Raw genomic sequence first — 16,816 nt, forward strand, 5'->3', positions numbered from 1 at the left:
GGCTGGAGAGCGCCTGCCGCGCTGGTGGAGGGAAACCGAGTCGCACGGCAAGGAGAGGTGATCGGTATGAGACCCCGACCGACGGCGCGATCACAGGCCGGGACCGATGGTGTCTCCGGTGTTCCTCACCAGGGCACATGGTCCGTTCAATCTCGCTTCCGGGCTTGGGCCGTTACTGCACATGACCGGCTTCAGGCGCTTCTTTCGGCCCCACACAGCCGGATCCGGAGCAGAACTGGCTGGTGAGAACGGTGGCCGGACTGCTGGTCACCACCGGGTGGGGCCAGCTGCAGGCGCGTCCGGGCCGGGCACGCCATGCCCACGGCCTCGACGCGGTGGTCGAAGCGGGATGGCTCCTCGCCTGGTGGGCGTGGCCGCCCCAGCGCGCAGGGGCCGGCCGGCGACCGCGCAACGTCCTTCGTCCGGGACGCCGGGGCCGGTGGGAGCGCCGACGGCCAGGTCTCGTACCGGACGGGCGCTGCCGGGGGCGTTACGGGGCAGGACGTGGTGGAAACCTGTGACAGCCGGGGCGGAGGCATCGACCACGGCCGTGCGCGGGGCCGCAGAGGAAGACCAGGTGGGTACCCTCCTCCGACCGGCTGGCCCAGGCGCTGCGCCGCATGGGCGCGGGGGAAGCGGCCGTATTCTTCTACACCGAGCACGTCGAGGCCGACGCGGTACACCAACAGGTCGTGCGCCATGGCGTGATCGACCGCCTGCTGCGACGCGAACCCGCGCTGGCCCCGACGTCGCCTTCGGAGTCGACGCCACCGTCTTCCTGGAGGACCGGCTCGCCGACCAGCCTCTGGGCGCCTGGCGCGACAGCCACTCCTCACTGCGAATTCCGCTGTGACCTCGGCGGTCGGCGGCGATGGCTGGTGTCGCACCACGGATAACGCGCGCTGAGGCCGCACAGCGCGGAGTGGACCATAAGGAGCACGCCGTCGGGGTGCAGCAGTGGTGGCGCGTCCTGGCAGATCTGGTCGACCAGCGCCCGGCCGTCGACACCGGCGTTCCACGCCAGGGCGCGGCCCCGGCGGGCGGCCGAAGAGGGTACGTAGGGGGGGATTGGCGACGATGAGGTCGAAGCGGCGGTCGGCCACCGAGGTCAGAAGATCGCCGCGTATCACCTGGATCCGCAGCCCTTCCAGCCGGGAGTGGAGCCGCGCGGTAACCACGGCCAAGGGCGAGACATCGACGGCGGTCACCTGGCCCGCGCCACGCCGGGCTGCGGCGATGGCCAAGGTGCCGCTTCCAGTCCCGATGTCCAGAACGGCGGTGCCCTCGGTGATGTTCTCCCGGTTCAGCGCCTCGGTCAGTAGCTACGTGTCATGCTGCGGCGCATACACTCTGGAGGGGTCATCAGCATCATCCGCCACGAGTACCCGCAGATGTCGCGCTGAGGCACACGTCTCGCCTGACCAGACCGGCCACGGAGTGCGATGTGTCGGCCCGCTTGGTCCTTCGTGGCGGGGTTACCCGGTCAGCGCCGGCTGCACCGCGCGCTGTGGGGTCGACGTCTGCCGCGCGCCACTACTGGCCCTCCGAGCCTGATTGGAGAAGCCGATGACCAAGACCATCAAGGAACAGACCGTCGGGCAGCTGGGCGGGAACGGCAGTGTCCTGGCGCGGCAGCGGCGCGATCACGCTGAGATCGACCGGCTGATGGACCACTACGCCCTTGCGGAAGGTGACGAGCGGGAGCGTGTGCTGAAGGAGATTGTCCGGCTCGTCTTCAGCCACGCCTTCGCCGAGGAAACCGTGCTGTGGCCGGTGGTCAGGCGCAGTGTGGCGGACGGAGAAGAACTCACCTCCCGCGTGGAGGAGGAGCACCAGGAGATCAACGATTTGATCGCCGAGGTCGAACGCCTGCCCCAAGGCGATCCCGTACGTGAGGAGAAGATCGAGCGCGCCTTCAGCCTGATCCGTCAGGACATCCGCGACGAAGAAGACGTGCTGCTGCCCCGGCTACAGGAGGCGACGGACAGCGCCCGGCTGCGCCGACTCGGGGCGGTCTGGGAAGCCGCACGTCTGACCGCCCCCACTCACCCGCACCCCGTCGTCCCGCGGCGCCCTCCGGGCAACGCCGTCCTGGGCGTGCCACTGAGCGGATATGACCGGTCGCGCGACCTGCTCGGCGGCCCCGTCGGCCGCGGTGCCAGGAAGCTGCTCGCCTTGGCCGCGGGCCTGCTGTTCGCGGCCTTCACCGCAGCCCGACGGCTGCGCAAGAGGTCTTGAGAAGGCCCTGCCCCGGAAGCCTGCCGTCACGCGCCCGGCGGGCAGACAACGCCTCGATGTCGCTTTTTGCCTGTTCGTGCGGGTATTCGGCCGTCTCGTAGGAAGGGACGGTCCATGGGTGAGGCGAAAGATCGTGCGCCTTCGGACACGGTCGCGGTCGCACACGGTGCCTTCACCCTCGACGGCGTGCCCGCCGCGTCGGCCTGGGCACCGCCCTCACCTTGCTGGCCACCGATCTGACCTACGTCCCCAAGGGCCGGATCCGCCCCACCTACCTGCTCGACGCCGCCATGGAGACGGGCTGGATCACCGCGTGGGCTGCGCGCGGCCCCGTGCGGAGCCTGTGGAGGTCGCGCGATGCGGTGCCGTCCCGCTGCCGCGCATGCATCACTTCCAACAGCTGTCCCGCCATCCCTGCGCCCGCGGTCCCACCGACGGAGGCCCGCCGATGAGTCATGCGGTGGTGGCCAGGTGACCTAGTCCATCAACGCGCCGTACGCCAGTTGCAATGCGTCCGCCCCGGCCAGCGCTGCGAGCGCGCCCATGGCGGTCCTTGTCGCGCGCGGTCAGAGCAACTGGCCGGCGGTCAGGGTGGAAGCCACCCAGACGTTCATGCAGAAGGGGCAGGTCAGCTGAAGGAGTGGTAGAGGTAGCACTCGTTGTACTCGTGAATGACGAGCTGCTCCCACCACGTCTCGCCCGGATCCACCAGGGACTCGTAGTGCGTGAGGTGTTCCTCCTCGATGAGGCCGATCTCCTGGTACAGCTGGCGGGCGATCGGCTCCATGGAGGTGGCGCCGGTGTTCATGTAGAAGTTCATGGTCTGCTGCTCGGCCGACATGATAGTCAGCGCGTGCGGTTTGGACAGCGGGTTGACCGTCGTGCGGTCGTACGGGTCATGGACGTTGTCCAGCGGATCGCGGTGGTGCAGCGCGGTCGGACGGCCCGACGCCATACCGACGATCCGGTGCTGGACCATGTGGGTGATGAACGGCCCGCCCGGCATGGAGCCCGCCGACCGCAGCACCCGGGTGAGCCACCCGGCAACCGAGTGGAGTCCGTCCCGGTCGGCGGGTCGAGCCTCCGGCTACCGGGTACCCGTCGAGGCATGATCAAGCGCGCGCTGTGGCAGGGACTGATCGCCGGCACCGCTGGAGGTGTCGTGATGACTCTCGGTGAGAAGATCGAGCAAGCCCTCACCAAACGGCCCGACTCACACGTGCCCGCACGGGTCCTCCAGCGCCTGACCAGCCTGCCCGAACACCCCGGAAAGCAACCCGTGCTGGTGAACTGGGCCATGCACTTCGGTCAGGCCGCTGTGCTCGGCGTGCTGCGTTCCGTCATGGCCCACGCCGGGCTGCGCGGCCCGGTGGCCTCGGCGAAGTTCACCGTCGTGCGCCTCACCAACGACCAGATCCTCGAAAACGCCACTGGCGTCGGTGCCCCGCCCCCCACCTGGCCCCACAAGGAACTGATCGTGGACGCGCTGCACAAGGCCGTCTACGCCTTCGTCACCGGCGCCATCGCCGACGCCCTCGCCGCACGAGGCGGCCCCGGGCCCGGACAACGCCAAGCCGCCGTCCGCCCCGGCCGCCACGCCGACGTGGGCCCCCTGCCCCGCAGGGACGCCCATGGTCGCTGACCCAGCAGTGGACCGTGACCGAGTCGGTGCGGCGGCTGGCCGAGGACATCGGCCTGACGGCGAACACGGTCAAGGCGGCCAGGTGGGTGGCCTCGCGTTGGCCGAAGGAACACCGGCAGGCCAAGGCGTCCTACACCGTTCACCGGGCCCTGGCGGACATCAAGGACCCGGACGAGCGGTTCGCCGCGATCAAGACACCGCCGGAGGGCAAGGTCCGGTGGACGCCGGACGCGGCCGCCCGGCGGGTCGGCCGCCAGGTCGAGAACCCAGAGACGCCGCAGGAGAAGATCACGGCGATCCACTCGCTGGCCCGGGACGAGGAGGTCGCCGCGGCCGTGACCACCGACTTCCTGAAGCGTCCGCAGGTCGCGGCCAAAGTGCCCATGGAGGACAAGGTCCGGGTGGTGGAGGAGTTCACCCGCGAGGAGTCGGTGGCGACCACCGCGGCCACCGGCCTGCTGCGGCGGCCGGACGTCGACTTCAAGGCCATGAGCGACGACACCGCCCGCTTCCAGGTCAACCATGCCCAGGCCGAACGCGGCCGACTAGCCCGCGAGGACTTCGACCGGACCAGCCCGGTCGCCCCGGCCGTCCGCAACATCGACCGGACGGTGGAGTTTCTGGATCCGGTCACCGCCTGCCACTCCTTCGTAGCCGCCGCAGCCGGGGCGTCCCCGGCCTGCGTGACCGACAGCTCGGCGAGGACGAGCGGACCATCGTGCACCAGAACGTCGCGAATGTGCGGGCCACGTTCTCTGAACTAACAACTGCGGCTTAACTTGCAGATGGCGGAGGCGCATTGACCTCCTCCGTGCGGACGGCGAACTGGCCGAACGTGGGCATGCCGAGTGGCCGACGACGGTTTCCGGAGAGCGAGAGCCGATTCGCCTGCCGCCTCAGTACTGTGACTTCGCATGACCGACACCGAGATCACCGCAGGCCTGGTCCGCAACCTGCTGCAGGAGCAACATCCAGACCTTGCAGGGCTGGCCATCCGCGAGGTGGCGGGCGGCTGGGGCAACCAAATGTGGCGCCTCGGGGACGACTTGGCCGTGCGCATGCAGCGCATGGACCCCACCCCGGACCTCCAGCTCAAGGAGCGGCGGTGGCTACCTGTGCTGGCCCCGCGCCTGCCACTCCCGGTGCCGACCCCGGTGCGGTTCGGCGAACCGTCCGAGCGCTTCCCCAAGCACTGGACCGTGATGACGTGGGTTCCCGGTGAGCCGCTGGACCACGGCGCGATCAGCCGCGGCGCCCACGCGGCCGACACGCTGGCAGGCTTCCTCCAGGCGCTCCATGTGGAGGCGCCCGCCGAGGCGCCGATCTCTACGGACTTCGGTGCCCATCCCAGGAACTGCACGGACGGCTTCGAGAACTTCTTCCAGGCCGTTGCCCCCGACGACATCGCTGCCGACGTCCGGGCCGTCTGGGACGACGCCGTTGCGGCCCACGCGTGGGAGGGCCCGCCAGTGTGGGTGCACGGCGACCTCCATCCCGCGAACGTTGTCGTCTCGGACGGAACGCTCTCGGGCATCGTCGACTTCGGTGGCATGTTCGCCGGCGATCCGGCGTGGGACCTCGCCGCCGCATGGGTGCTGCTGCCCGCGGGCATGGCCTCACGGTTCTTCGACATGTACGCGCATGCAGACGAGGCGGCGATCCGGCGCGCCCGCGGGCTGGCCGCTATGAAGAGCCTGTTCCTGATGCTCATGGGGCAGAACGGAGACCGGGGCCTTCCCGGCGGCAAGCCGCACTGGGGACCTGCAGGCCGGGCGGCACTTGATCGTGTTCTGAAGGGCGTTTGATGCACGCTTCTTTGCTTGTTGTTTATCGTGCGGACGCGACCTGGCCGCCCCAGGCGGTACCGCCCGGCACCAAGCTGACGCAGGAGGGGGAGGACGACCGGCGCAGTGCAGGTATGTACCCGGCTCATCTGCCGCTCACGTACAAGCCGGAGCTGGTAGAACAGGCCCGGCCGCGCGAAATCCGCGACGATTACGGCATTCGTAACGCGGTGTTCGCACCAGACACCCGCTATATCTTCCGCGACACGTCATTTCCGTGGTGCACCGCGGGACGGGTAGAGACAGCGGGCGGCTCGTGCACCGGCACGATGATCGGCCGCCGTCTCATGGTCACCGGGTCCCACTGCATGCAGTGGACGGGGCGCCGGCTGGGTCAAGTTCACGCCCGCGTACTACAACGGAGCGGAGCCATTCGGTATCGCCTGGGGTGAACGGGTCATCTACTGGCAGCGGGTCGACGGGTCGGACGGGCTGAGCGATCTGGAGACCGCGTTCGACTGCGTCGTGATCGTGCTGGACAGCAACATTGGCGACCTGACCGGGTACGTCGGCTACCGCACGTACTCGCAGTCGTGGAACAACGGCAGCTACTGGCAGCAGATCGGGTATCCCGGCGACCTATCGGGTGGCCAGCGTCCGGCATTCTTCTCACCCGGGGCGATCACATCGGTGGAGCTGCAGTTCACCAGCGGGTACGTACTCGGCCACTTCATGGACACCTCGGGCGGCCACTCTGGCGGGCCGTACGGGGGCTGGTGGGGCGAGGAGCCGTGGCCGCGGCTGATCGGCACCGACAGCACCAGCCCGCAGCGGCCCGGCAACGACACCAAGGGCGACAACGAGGCGGGCGGTGGGTTGGCGCTGTCGGCCCTGATCTCCTACGACCGCCAGCGCTACCCCTGAGTCCAGGGCCCCCCGAGCCCGGCACTACCCCTGAGGTCCGTCCGGACCCCGTCCGGTCCTGCGGGGTGCGGGGGCGCCCCCGCACTCCCACGAACCGGCCGACGGGCCGCGGCCGGAGTGGGGTTGAGCCGAAATACGGGAGGTCGCCGCCCGCGGAGCGGGTGTCGGGCTCGTCCCCGACCTCGCTACGCGCTACGTGGCACCAGATGGACCGCTACTACTGGGCACTCGAATGCCACGCCGCCGGCGTTGCAGCCACAGTGGGGCCCAGTGCATTCGCAATGGACTACCAGTGCCCGGTTGACGCGTCAAACTCGAACTGCTACAGGCTGTGGCTGCTGTGGTAAGTGCTCGGTTCGCGCTCAACTCGTCTACGTGAGTCCGCACGCTGACCTGACAGCCATGGGCCGGAGTCGAGGATGGCGGAGCGGAGGCGTCCGCAGCTAGGGATCATCGGGGCCGCCGGGGTGGAACATCGAGCGGACGCGTCACCGCACACCCCACCGCGGCCTGGGCCACCCAGCAAGCCCGCAACCTCGCCACCGACCTCGGCATACGTATGGACTCTCTGCGCTTCCTCATCCGGGACCGCGACAGCAAGTACACCAACGCCTCCGACGCCGTCTTCCGAGCGGAGGACATCGAGATCATCAAGGCTCCGGTCCGCGCGGAGCCGACCAGCCGCAAAGTCCTGCGCACTCGCGTCCTCGGCGGCGTGATCAACGAGTACACATATGCCTCTTGACCAGGAGCGACGATTATTCGAGCCCCACAGGCTCTGCGGCGCACCTTGGCGGGGGCATTTCCCGGGGAGAATCTGGGGAGTATCTGCCCCGCTGAGGAGCGCCTGGGGAGAATCGACCGCATAACGCGGCACCACGCCGAAAGATGCCGAAAGCTCGTTTGCGCAGGTCAGCTCCAGGTATCGCCGCATCACCGCAGGTCCGCGCCCTCGATGGACAACTTCATGACAAAGTCGTGCGGACCGCTTCCCGGGACCGCGGTCGACCAGCGGCAGCCGCTGATACCAGCCATCGACAAGCGCCCTCGTTGTCCCAAATCCGACTGCCTCCACGGGCGGCGCTCAAGGGGAGCCGATGTCCACGAGCTTCTTCGGTTTCGACACGCCTCCTGATTCATCGTCAGCAAAGTCAGCATTGGGTCAGCATCAGACCCGCCACCAACCGCCCAGCACCGCCGCCGAGCGCCAAGATCTCAAACGGCCAGAACCCAGCCCCCGAGCCAATGACCCACAGCACACCCAAAGCGCCACCTTGTGGATATCCCACAATCCGGCGCCCACCCCGGGCAGCGGAGAAGTGACACACTCCGGCCGCTTTATTTGGACACACATCCCGGCGTCGAGCACATCGTGTAACTATGACCGGGCGAAACCCGGCTGACCGAGAGGGCGGCTCACCGCCCCCTCGTCGTTGCTGCTCGCACAAGTTTTCGATGCGCGTGACAGGAGTGGAACACCGTATGCCCAGCCCGTCCTCCACCCAGCCCACCGCCCAGATCGGCGTCACCGGGCTCGCCGTCATGGGCAGCAACCTCGCCCGTAACTTCGCCCGGCACGGGCACACCGTGGCCGTCCACAACCGCTCGTCGGCCAAGACCAAGGCGCTGATCGAGGAGCACGGCCACGAAGGGAACTTCGTCCCGGCCGAGACCGCGGCGGAGTTCGTGGCCGCCCTCCAGCGGCCGCGGCGGCTGGTCATCATGGTCAAGGCCGGTGCGCCCACCGACGCCGTCATCGAGGAGTTCGCGCCCCTCCTCGAAGAGGGCGACGTGATCATCGACGGGGGCAACGCGCACTTCGATGACACCCGGCGCCGGGAGAAGGCCCTGCGTGACCGCGGGCTGCACTTCGTGGGCACCGGCATCTCCGGTGGCGAGGAGGGAGCGCTCAACGGGCCCAGCATCATGCCCGGTGGATCGTCGGAATCCTACAAGTCCCTCGGGCCGCTGCTGGAGAGCATCTCCGCCAAGGTGGACGGCACCCCGTGCTGCACCCACATCGGCCCGGACGGCGCCGGACACTTCGTGAAGATGGTGCACAACGGCATCGAGTACGCCGACATGCAGCTCATCGCGGAGTCGTACGACCTACTGCGGCGCGCGCTGGGGCTCACGCCGGGCGAGATCGCGGAGGTGTTCCGCACCTGGAACGGCGGCCGTCTGGAGTCGTACCTGATCGAGATCACCGCCGAGGTGCTGGCGCACACCGACGCCGCGACCGGCAAGCCGTTCGTGGACGTGGTGCAGGACCAGGCCGAGCAGAAGGGCACCGGCCGCTGGACCGTCCAGACCGCGCTGGACCTGGGCGTTCCGGTGAGCGGCATCGCCGAGGCGGTGTTCGCCCGCTCGCTGTCGGGCCACGCCGACGTACGGGACGCCTCGCAGGGGCTGCCCGGGCCCGCGGCCAAGCAGCTCACGGGCGAGGCGGCCGAGCGGTTCGCCGATGAGGTCGAGCAGGCGCTGTACGCATCGAAGATCGTGGCGTACGCGCAGGGCATCCACCAGATCGAGGCGGGCAGCCAGGAGTACGGCTGGGACATCGACCCGGGTGCGGTGGCCCGGATCTGGCGGGGCGGCTGCATCATCCGGGCCCGCTTCCTGAACCGGATCACCGAGGCGTACGGCAAGGAGAACAAGCCGGTCACCCTGCTGGCCGACGACTACTTCGCGCAGGCCCTGGGCGAGGCGCAGGACGCGTGGCGCCGGGTGGTGTCCACGTCCGTCGAGCTGGGCGTACCGGCACCCGGTTTCTCGGCGGCGCTGGCGTACTACGACGCGCTGCGCTCGGAGCGGCTGCCCGCGGCGCTGGTGCAGGGGCAGCGGGACTTCTTCGGCGCGCACACCTACCGGCGTACCGACCGCGACGGCTCGTTCCACACCCTCTGGGGCCAGGACCGCAGCGAGCGCGAGGCCTGAGAAGGTCAGGACCGTGCGCGCGCCTGTCCAGGGGCGCGCGCACGGGCGGCGGTCAGGCCGTGTAGCGCCGGAAGTCGGGCACCGCGACGGCCAGTCCGAGCATCGCCACGGCGACCAGCAGCCCGCCCGCGGCGACCGCCGCGCGGGGCCCGATGAGGGAGCCCGCCGTGCCGTGCAGCAGATCGGCGATGCGCGGGCCGCCCGCCACCACCACGGTGAACACGCCCTGCATCCGGCCGCGCATGTCGTCGGTGGCCGCGGACTGGAGGATCGCGCCGCGGAACACCATGGACACCATGTCGGCCACGCCCGCGACCGCGAGGAACACCGCCGCCCACCACAGGCTGGAGCTGAGGCCGACGCCGCTGATGGCCACGCCCCAGGCCACCACGGCGGCGATGACCATGAGGCCGTGGCGGCGGGCCCGGGAGAAGGTGCCCGACAGCAGCCCGCCCGCCACCGCGCCGAGCGGGATCGCGGCGAAGAGCAGGCCGAGCGCGAAGCCCTCGCCCCAGGGCGCGTAGGTGTGCGAGGCGAGTTGGGGGAAGAGCGCCCTGGGCATGCCGAAGACCATGGCGATGATGTCCGCGAGGAAGGACAGCAGCAGCACGCGGTGGGCGGTGATGTAGCGGAAGCCGTCCACCACGTCCCGCCATCCGGCCCGTTGCCTGTCACCAGCGCTGTCCTTGAGGGGCGGCATCGCGGGCAGCCGCCAGACGGCCCACAGGGTGACGCAGAGCGCGATGGCGTCGGCCAGATAGAGGACGGGCAGACCGAGGACGGGTATCAGCGCGCCCGCCAACAGCGGGCCGACGATCATGCCGGTCTGGGCGACGGTGGACTGGAGGGCGCCCGCGGCGGGCAGCTCATCGGCGGGGACGAGCCGGGCGATGGAGGCGTTGCGGGCAGGGGAGTTCATCCCGAAGAACCCCTGCTGGGCGGCGAGCAGCACGATCAGCAGCGGCACCGAGTCGAGACCGGCGAAGGACTGCGCCCAGAACAGCAGCGAGGTGACGGCGATCCCCGCGTTGGTGACCAGCATCAGGGTGCGCCGGTCCATGCGGTCGGCCACCACCCCGCCCCACAGCGCGAACACCACGAGCGGCAGGAGTCCCGCGAAGCTCGCGTAGCCGACCCAGGCCGAGGAGCCGGTGATGTCGTAGATCTGCTTGGGTACGGCGACGGCGGTCAGCTGACTGCCGACGGCGGTGACCGTGGTGGACGTCCACAGTCGGCGGAAGGGGCGGTGGCGCAGCGGCCGGGTGTCCATGACCCAGCGGCGCCAGCCGGTCTTCGGCGGGGCGTCCGGGGCGGTTGCCCGATCGGCGGGGGTGTCGTCGGGAAGCGGTTCTCTGGCGTCGTCGGTGCCTCGCGTGGTCTCCACGGCGGTTTTTGTTTCCTCACTCCATCCACTTCGGTCGCGGACCATTGTGACGGTCCACGGCCAAGGGCCGTGACCCCGTCTCAGCCCTCGGCCGCCGGGCGGACCGCGTGGGGCCGGTGGATGCGGCCGGTGAGCGAGGTCAGCCGGGCGCCGCTGCCGTCCCAGCGGTCGGCGATGATCTCCGCGGCGATGCTGACCGCCGTCTCCTCGGGGGTCCTCGCGCCGAGGTCCAGGCCGATCGGGGAGGCGAGCCGGGCCAGCAGGTCCTCGTCGATCCCGGTGTCGCGCAGTCGGCGCAGCCGGTCCTCGTGGGTGCGGCGGGAGCCCATGGCGCCGACGTACGCCAGCGGCAGCCGGAGCGCCTCCTCCAGCAGCGGCACGTCGAACTTGGGGTCGTGGGTGAGGACGCAGACCACGGTCCGCTCGTCCACCCGGCCCGCCTCGGCCTCGGTGCGCAGATAGCGGTGCGGCCAGTCGGCCACCACCTCGTGGGCCTCGGGGAAGCGGCGCTTGGTGGCGAAGACGGGCCGCGCGTCGCAGACGGTGACGTGGTAGCCGAGGTAGGTGCCGATACGGGCCATGGCGGCCGCGAAGTCCACGGCGCCGAAGACCAGCATCCGGGGCGGTGCGGCGTGCACCGACACGAACAGGGTCAGCTCCTCGTCGGTGCGGGTGCCGTCGTAGCCGTAGCGCAGGGTGCCGGTGCGCCCGCCGGCCAGCAGTCCGCGCGCGTCCTCGGCGACCGCCGCGTCCAGCCGGTCCGAGCCCAGCGAGCCGGTGGCGGTGTCCGGCCGGACCACCAGCCGTCGGCCGAGCCGCCCGGCCGGGTCGGGGCCGTCGACGGCCACGCAGATGGCCTCGGCCACCGGCTCGCCGTCGCGCACCGCCGCGGCCACGTCGTCGTATTCGGGGAAGGCGGCGGGGTCGATGCGCTCCACGAAGACGTCGATGACTCCCCCGCAGGTCAGGCCGACCGCGAAGGCGTCGTCATCGCTGACGCCATAGCGCTCCAGGACCGGGGTGCCGCTTTCGGTGACCTCCTGGGCCAGTTCGTAGACCGCGCCCTCCACACACCCTCCGGAGACGCTGCCGACGGCGGAGCCGTCCGGGCCGACCAGCATGCTCGTCCCCGGTGGCAGCGGTGAGGAGTGCCAGGTGGCGACCACCGTGGCCCGGGCGAAGGGCTCGCCGGCGCGCCACCATCGGTGCATCTCCGCTTCGACGTCTCGCATGGAACTCCATTCCCCTCGCCACGGCCTCGCCACGCATGTAAGAGGTTGATACATTCAATGTATGAGCCTCTCACATCGCTCTCCGAGTAGCGACATCAGCTTGCGCATCAACGGCACGACCCACGCCTTGACCATCGACAACCGGACGACGCTGCTCGACGTGCTGCGCGAGCGGGTTGGTCTCACAGGTACCAAGAAGGGCTGTGACCACGGGCAATGCGGCGCGTGCACGGTGCTGATGGACGGCGAGCGGGTGAACAGCTGCCTGATGTTCGCGGTGGCCGCCGAGGGACGCGAGATCGTCTCGATCGAGGGGGTCGCGGATCTGGCGGACGGTCAGGGGCTGCACCCGGTGCAGCAGGCGTTCCTCGACCATGACGGCCTCCAGTGCGGCTACTGCACCCCGGGCCAGATCTGCTCGGCGATCGGGGCGCTGGGCGAGGCGCGGCGCGGCTGGCCGAGCCATGTCACCGAGGACACCGCCGCCGGTGTGCCGGACGTGGCGGGGCTGGACGAGGCGGAGGTGCGCGAGCGCATGAGCGGCAACCTGTGCCGCTGCGGTGCGTACGGGGGCATCGTGGACGCCGTCATGGAGGCGGCCGGTGCCGAGGGCGTCGAGGGCGCCCGGTCCGCGAGCGCTGCCGGGGGTGTGCGGTGAAGGAGTTCGCCTACGCCCGTGCGGGCGATGCCGCCGAGGCGGCCGCGCTGATGGCCGAGCGGCCCGACGCCACGTATCTGGGCGGCGGGACCAACCTCGTGGACCTGATGAAGCTCGGAGTGGCGGGTCCGGGACTGCTCATCGACGTGTCCCGGCTGCCGTACGACCGGATCGAGCACCGCGACGACGGTTCGGTGCTGATCGGCGCCACCGTGCGCAACGGCGATCTGGCGGGCGACCCGGGCGTGCGGGAGCGCTTCCCACTGCTGGCGCAGGCGCTGCTGGCGGGCGCGTCCGGTCAGCTGCGCACGGTGGCCACCGTGGGTGGCAACCTGCTCCAGCGCACCCGCTGCGTGTACTTCCAGGACGTGTCCAAGCCGTGCAACAAGCGCGAGCCGGGGTCGGGTTGTCCGGCCATCGGCGGCGCGCACCGCGATCTGGCCGTACTGGGCACCTCCGACCACTGTGTGGCGTCCCATCCGTCCGACATGGCGGTGGGGCTCGTCGCGCTGGACGCGGTGGCACATCTGCGGTCGGTGGACGGCGCGACGCGCACCGTACCGGTGGCGGAGCTGTACCGGCTGCCCGGCGACACTCCGCACCGGGAGACCGTGCTGGGCCACGGCGACCTCGTCACCGCCGTCGAGCTGCCCCCGCCGCCGGGCGGCGCGGCCATGCGGTACCGCAAGGTGCGCGACCGCTGGTCGTATGCGTTCGCGCTGGTGAGCGTGGCGGCTTCGGTGTCGGTGGCGGACGACGGCACGCTGGCTGACGTGCGGATCGCGCTCGGCGGGGTGGCGCCTCTCCCGTGGCGCGCCCGGATCGCCGAGGAGCGGCTGCGCGGCGGGGTGCCGGACGAGGAGACGCTGCGCGAGGCGGCCCGGGCCGAACTGGCGCAGGCACGCCCGCTGCCGGACAACGCGTTCAAGGTCGACCTGGCCACCGATCTCATCGTCGCGGTCATCCGCGATCTCGTCGCGAGGAAGGACCGCGCATGACCACCGCGACCACCACCCGGCAGACCGTCGGCGCGCCGATGACCCGGGTCGACGGCCTCGACAAGGTCACCGGCGCGGCACGCTACGCCTATGAGTTCCCGACGCCGGACGTCGGCTACGTGTGGCCGGTGCAGGCCACCATCGCCCGCGGCCGGGTGACGGAGGTCGACGGCGCCCCGGCGCTGGCCCGGCCCGGTGTGCTGGCGGTGCTGGACTCCGGCAACGCCCCGCGGCTGAACACGGAGGCCCCGGCGAGCCCCGATCTGTTCGTGCTCCAGTCCCCCGAGGTGGCGTACCACGGCCAGATCGTGGCCGCGGTGGTGGCCACGTCGCTGGAGGCGGCACGCGAGGGCGCGGCGGCGGTGCGGGTGAGCTACCAGCAGGAGCCGCACGATGTGGTGCTGCGCTTCGACGACGAACGGGCCCAGGTCGCCGAGAAGGTGACCGACGGCAGCCCCGGGTTCGTCGAACGCGGCGACACCGAGGGCGCGCTGGCGGCCGCGCCGGTGCGGACCGAGGCCATGTACACCACGCCGGTCGAGCACACCAGCCCGATGGAGCCGCATGCCACCATCGCCGTCTGGGACGAGGACCGGCTGACGGTGTACAACGCCGACCAGGGCCCGTTCATGTCCTCCCAGCTGCTGGCGGCGGTGTTCGGGCTCGAAGAGGGCGCGGTGGAGGTGGTCGCGGAGCACATCGGCGGCGGCTTCGGCTCCAAGGGCATTCCGCGCTCCCCCGCCGTGCTGGCGGCGCTCGCCGCGCAGCACCTGGGCCGGCCGGTGAAGATCGCGCTGACCCGGCAGCAGATGTTCCAGCTGATCCCCTACCGGGCGCCCACCATTCAGCGGATCCGGCTCGGTGCCGAGCGCGACGGGCGGCTGACCGCGATCGACCACGAGGTGGTGCAGCAGCGCTCCGCGATGGTGGAGTTCGCGGACCAGACGGGGGGTTCGACGCGGCTGATGTACGGGGCGCCCCATGTCCGTACGACGGTGAAGACGGCGCCGCTCGACGTGCTGACCCCGGCGTGGTTCCGCGCGCCCGGCCACACTCCGGGCATGTTCGCGCTGGAGTCGGCCATGGACGAGCTGGCCACCGAGCTGGAGATCGACCCCGTCGAGCTGCGGATCCGCAATGACACCGGTGTCGACCCCGACAGCGGCAAGCCCTTCAGCAGCCGCGGTCTGGTGGAGTGTCTTCGGGAAGGTGCCGCGCGCTTCGACTGGGCGCTGCGCGATCCGAAGCCCGGCATCCGGCGTGAGGGGCGCTGGCTGGTGGGCACCGGCGTCGCGTCCGCGCACCACCCGGACTATGTGTTCCCCTCGTCGGCGACGGCGCGTGCCGAGGCCGACGGGACGTTCACGGTGCGGGTCGGCGCCGTCGACATCGGGACCGGCGGGCGCACCGCGCTGACCCAGCTGGCGGCGGACGCCCTCGGCATCCCGGTCGAGCGGCTGCGGCTGGAGATCGGGCGCGCCTCGCTCGGCCCGGCGCCGTTCGCGGGCGGCTCGCTGGGCACGGCGTCCTGGGGCTGGGCGGTGGACAAGGCGTGCCGCGCGCTGCTGGCGGAGCTGGACACGTACGGCGGCGTCGTCCCGGACGGGGGTCTGGAGGTGCGGGCCGACACCACCGAGGACGTGGAGCTGCGGGCGTCGCTCTCCCGCCACTCGTTCGGCGCCCACTTCGCGCAGGTGCGGGTGGACACCGACACCGGCGAGATCCGCGTCGACCGGATGCTGGGCGTGTTCGCGGCGGGGCGGATCGTCAATCCGAAGACGGCCCGTTCGCAGTTCCTGGGCGCCATGACGATGGGTCTGTCGATGGCGCTGCTGGAGATCGGCGAGGTCGACCCGGTCTTCGGCGACTTCGCCAACCACGATTTCGCGGGCTACCACGTCGCGGCCAACGCCGATGTCCCGAAGCTGGAGGCGGTCTGGCTGGACGAGCAGGACGACACCCCCAATCCGGTGCGCGGCAAGGGCATCGGCGAGCTGGGCATCGTGGGCGCGGCGGCGGCGATCGCCAACGCGTTCCACCACGCGACCGGGCAGCGGGTGCGCGATCTGCCGATCCGCGTCGAACGCTCGCGTGAGGCGCTGCGGGCGGCGCGCACCGAGGCCCGGAAGCGCGGGCCGGGGGCGGCGGAGCAGGGAAAACCGGTCGGGTAGGGTCGCCCGGATGGCACCCAGCTGCAAAGGGCGCGCCACGTACCACCACGGCGATCTCGCCGCCGCGCTGGTGCGGGTGACGCTGGAGATCGTGGACGAGGTCGGGGTGCGCGGTTTCTCCGTCGCGGAGGCCGCGCGCCGCACCCGCGTCAGCCCCGGCGCGCCCTATCGCCACTTCGCCGACCGCGACGCGCTGTTGGCGGCCGCCGCGCTGGAGGTCTCGCGGCGGCTGCGGGCCATCTATCTGGAGGCGGTGGCCACGGTCGAGTCGCCGCAGGAGCGGCTGGCCACCATGGCGGGCAGCGTGGTACGGGCGGCCGCCCGCTTCCGGGGCGGGTACGAACTCCTCTACGCGCCCGGTGTGCGCACCGCCCACCCCGATGTGGTGGCCAGCAAGCGGGAGTTCGTGGACCTGCTGCTGCCGAGCGCCTTCGAGGTGGTGCCGGGGGAACACGGGGCGGCGGTGGCACTGCTGGAGGCGTTGCAGGCGCTGGCCCGTGGATACGCCACCCTGCTGCTCGACGGCGTGTTCGGTGACCCGGACGAGGTGGTGGAGGATGTCGCCGCCCGGGCGACGCGCTCGGCGCGGGCCCTGGTGGCGGGCTATTCCACCGCGCCGACTGACGACTGATTTTCTCCGAAATTCCCTGCCCGGGACGGAAATTCAAGGCATCCCGCTTTATGGCCGACCATATCGTCGGCGGTGACGGCGTCAACCACAGCGCGGACCCATGGAATTTCCAAAATCTCTTCCATATGTTTCATCTACGCGCGTACCTTCGGTGCGGACTGCTCTCCCCACGGAGCACCAATTCCGGAGGAACAGATGTCCTTAAAGGCCGGAAAGG

General features: G+C 70.7%; 12 protein-coding genes and 5 pseudogenes. 13 read left to right on the forward strand and 4 right to left on the reverse strand.

Features of this window, described 5'->3' with window-relative positions; translation table 11 throughout:
- Positions 1–584: 584 nt before the first annotated feature.
- Positions 585–853 (forward strand): annotated as a pseudogene (locus tag EEJ42_RS09425) (iron-containing redox enzyme family protein); the annotation flags it as partial.
- 54 nt (positions 854–907) lie between these two features.
- On the opposite strand, the pseudogene EEJ42_RS54565 reads toward EEJ42_RS09425, so the two are convergent.
- Positions 908–1,319: pseudogene (locus EEJ42_RS54565) on the reverse strand (HemK2/MTQ2 family protein methyltransferase); the annotation flags it as partial.
- 247 nt (positions 1,320–1,566) lie between these two features.
- Between EEJ42_RS54565 and EEJ42_RS09435 the strand changes: the two are divergent.
- Entirely contained in the window at positions 1,567–2,238 is a 672-nt protein-coding gene (locus EEJ42_RS09435; protein ID WP_123099513.1) for a hemerythrin domain-containing protein, read from the forward strand.
- Positions 2,239–2,872: 634 nt separating this feature from the next.
- Here the strand turns inward: EEJ42_RS09435 and EEJ42_RS09450 are convergent.
- Positions 2,873–3,187: pseudogene (locus tag EEJ42_RS09450) on the reverse strand (hypothetical protein); the annotation flags it as partial.
- A gap of 159 nt (positions 3,188–3,346) precedes the next feature.
- Between EEJ42_RS09450 and EEJ42_RS09455 the strand changes: the two are divergent.
- The 7 genes and pseudogenes from EEJ42_RS09455 (at position 3,347) to gndA (ending at position 9,525) form a co-directional block, all read left to right on the forward strand.
- A complete protein-coding gene (locus tag EEJ42_RS09455; RefSeq protein ID WP_123099515.1) occupies positions 3,347–3,880 on the forward strand; it encodes a hypothetical protein in 534 nt (177 codons plus the stop codon).
- A pseudogene (locus EEJ42_RS09460) lies at positions 3,829–4,658 on the forward strand (DUF6192 family protein); the annotation flags it as partial. The gene EEJ42_RS09455 and the pseudogene EEJ42_RS09460, both read left to right, overlap by 52 nt.
- 136 nt (positions 4,659–4,794) lie before the next feature.
- Positions 4,795–5,685, forward strand: coding sequence for an aminoglycoside phosphotransferase family protein (locus EEJ42_RS09465; RefSeq protein WP_123099516.1), 891 nt, complete (start codon positions 4,795–4,797; stop codon positions 5,683–5,685).
- Positions 5,685–6,116, forward strand: a complete 432-nt coding sequence (locus tag EEJ42_RS50225; RefSeq protein WP_148081909.1) for a trypsin-like serine peptidase — start codon at positions 5,685–5,687, stop codon at positions 6,114–6,116. The genes EEJ42_RS09465 and EEJ42_RS50225 overlap by 1 nt, the downstream gene beginning before the upstream one ends.
- A gap of 79 nt (positions 6,117–6,195) precedes the next feature.
- Positions 6,196–6,588: a trypsin-like serine peptidase gene (locus EEJ42_RS50750; RefSeq protein WP_184503009.1), complete on the forward strand. Its 393-nt coding sequence runs from the start codon at positions 6,196–6,198 to the stop codon at positions 6,586–6,588.
- Between the two features lie 487 nt (positions 6,589–7,075).
- Positions 7,076–7,333: pseudogene (locus EEJ42_RS09480) on the forward strand (integrase core domain-containing protein); the annotation flags it as partial.
- Positions 7,334–8,070: 737 nt separating this feature from the next.
- Positions 8,071–9,525 (forward strand): NADP-dependent phosphogluconate dehydrogenase, encoded by a 1,455-nt coding sequence (gene gndA, locus EEJ42_RS09485; RefSeq protein ID WP_123099519.1) that lies wholly within the window; start codon positions 8,071–8,073, stop codon positions 9,523–9,525.
- 52 nt (positions 9,526–9,577) lie between these two features.
- Here the strand turns inward: gndA and EEJ42_RS09490 are convergent, their stop codons facing one another.
- Positions 9,578–10,909: an MFS transporter gene (locus EEJ42_RS09490; RefSeq protein ID WP_123099520.1), complete on the reverse strand. Its 1,332-nt coding sequence runs from the start codon at positions 10,907–10,909 to the stop codon at positions 9,578–9,580.
- 80 nt (positions 10,910–10,989) lie between these two features.
- Positions 10,990–12,141 (reverse strand): XdhC family protein, encoded by a 1,152-nt coding sequence (locus tag EEJ42_RS09495; protein WP_123099521.1) that lies wholly within the window; start codon positions 12,139–12,141, stop codon positions 10,990–10,992.
- Between the two features lie 61 nt (positions 12,142–12,202).
- Here EEJ42_RS09495 and EEJ42_RS09500 point away from each other — a divergent pair, with 61 nt between their 5' ends.
- Genes EEJ42_RS09500 through EEJ42_RS09515 form a run of 4 tightly spaced genes read left to right on the forward strand, consistent with a single transcriptional unit; the run spans position 12,203 to position 16,599 of the window.
- On the forward strand, positions 12,203–12,799 hold the full coding sequence (locus EEJ42_RS09500) for a (2Fe-2S)-binding protein (protein WP_123099522.1): 597 nt from the start codon (positions 12,203–12,205) through the stop codon (positions 12,797–12,799).
- Positions 12,796–13,797: an FAD binding domain-containing protein gene (locus EEJ42_RS09505; protein ID WP_123099523.1), complete on the forward strand. Its 1,002-nt coding sequence runs from the start codon at positions 12,796–12,798 to the stop codon at positions 13,795–13,797. The genes EEJ42_RS09500 and EEJ42_RS09505 overlap by 4 nt, the downstream gene beginning before the upstream one ends.
- A complete protein-coding gene (locus EEJ42_RS09510; RefSeq protein ID WP_246096277.1) occupies positions 13,794–15,968 on the forward strand; it encodes a xanthine dehydrogenase family protein molybdopterin-binding subunit in 2,175 nt (724 codons plus the stop codon). Before EEJ42_RS09505 ends, EEJ42_RS09510 begins: the two co-directional genes overlap by 4 nt.
- Positions 15,969–15,978: 10 nt before the next feature.
- The gene (locus EEJ42_RS09515) at positions 15,979–16,599 is read left to right on the forward strand and encodes a TetR/AcrR family transcriptional regulator (protein ID WP_123099524.1); all 621 of its coding nucleotides are present in this window, start codon (positions 15,979–15,981) and stop codon (positions 16,597–16,599) included.
- The last annotated feature ends 217 nt before the right edge of the window (positions 16,600–16,816 follow it).

Origin of the sequence: Streptomyces botrytidirepellens (assembly GCF_003721215.1) — a bacterium.
Taxonomy (GTDB): Bacteria; Actinomycetota; Actinomycetes; order Streptomycetales; family Streptomycetaceae; genus Streptomyces; species Streptomyces himastatinicus.

Bases quoted from the DNA above. Each gene is read 5' to 3' on its own strand.
- EEJ42_RS09435 (WP_123099513.1), top strand. From the start codon at position 1,567: ATGACCAAGACCATCAAGGAACAGACCGTCGGGCAGCTGGGCGGGAAC.
- EEJ42_RS09455 (WP_123099515.1), top strand. From the start codon at position 3,347: ATGATCAAGCGCGCGCTGTGGCAGGGACTGATCGCCGGCACCGCTGGA.
- EEJ42_RS09465 (WP_123099516.1), top strand. From the start codon at position 4,795: ATGACCGACACCGAGATCACCGCAGGCCTGGTCCGCAACCTGCTGCAG.
- EEJ42_RS50225 (WP_148081909.1), top strand. From the start codon at position 5,685: ATGCACGCTTCTTTGCTTGTTGTTTATCGTGCGGACGCGACCTGGCCG.
- gndA (WP_123099519.1), top strand. From the start codon at position 8,071: ATGCCCAGCCCGTCCTCCACCCAGCCCACCGCCCAGATCGGCGTCACC.
- EEJ42_RS09495 (WP_123099521.1), bottom strand. From the start codon at position 12,141: ATGCGAGACGTCGAAGCGGAGATGCACCGATGGTGGCGCGCCGGCGAG.
- EEJ42_RS09500 (WP_123099522.1), top strand. From the start codon at position 12,203: ATGAGCCTCTCACATCGCTCTCCGAGTAGCGACATCAGCTTGCGCATC.
- EEJ42_RS09510 (WP_246096277.1), top strand. From the start codon at position 13,794: ATGACCACCGCGACCACCACCCGGCAGACCGTCGGCGCGCCGATGACC.
- EEJ42_RS09515 (WP_123099524.1), top strand. From the start codon at position 15,979: ATGGCACCCAGCTGCAAAGGGCGCGCCACGTACCACCACGGCGATCTC.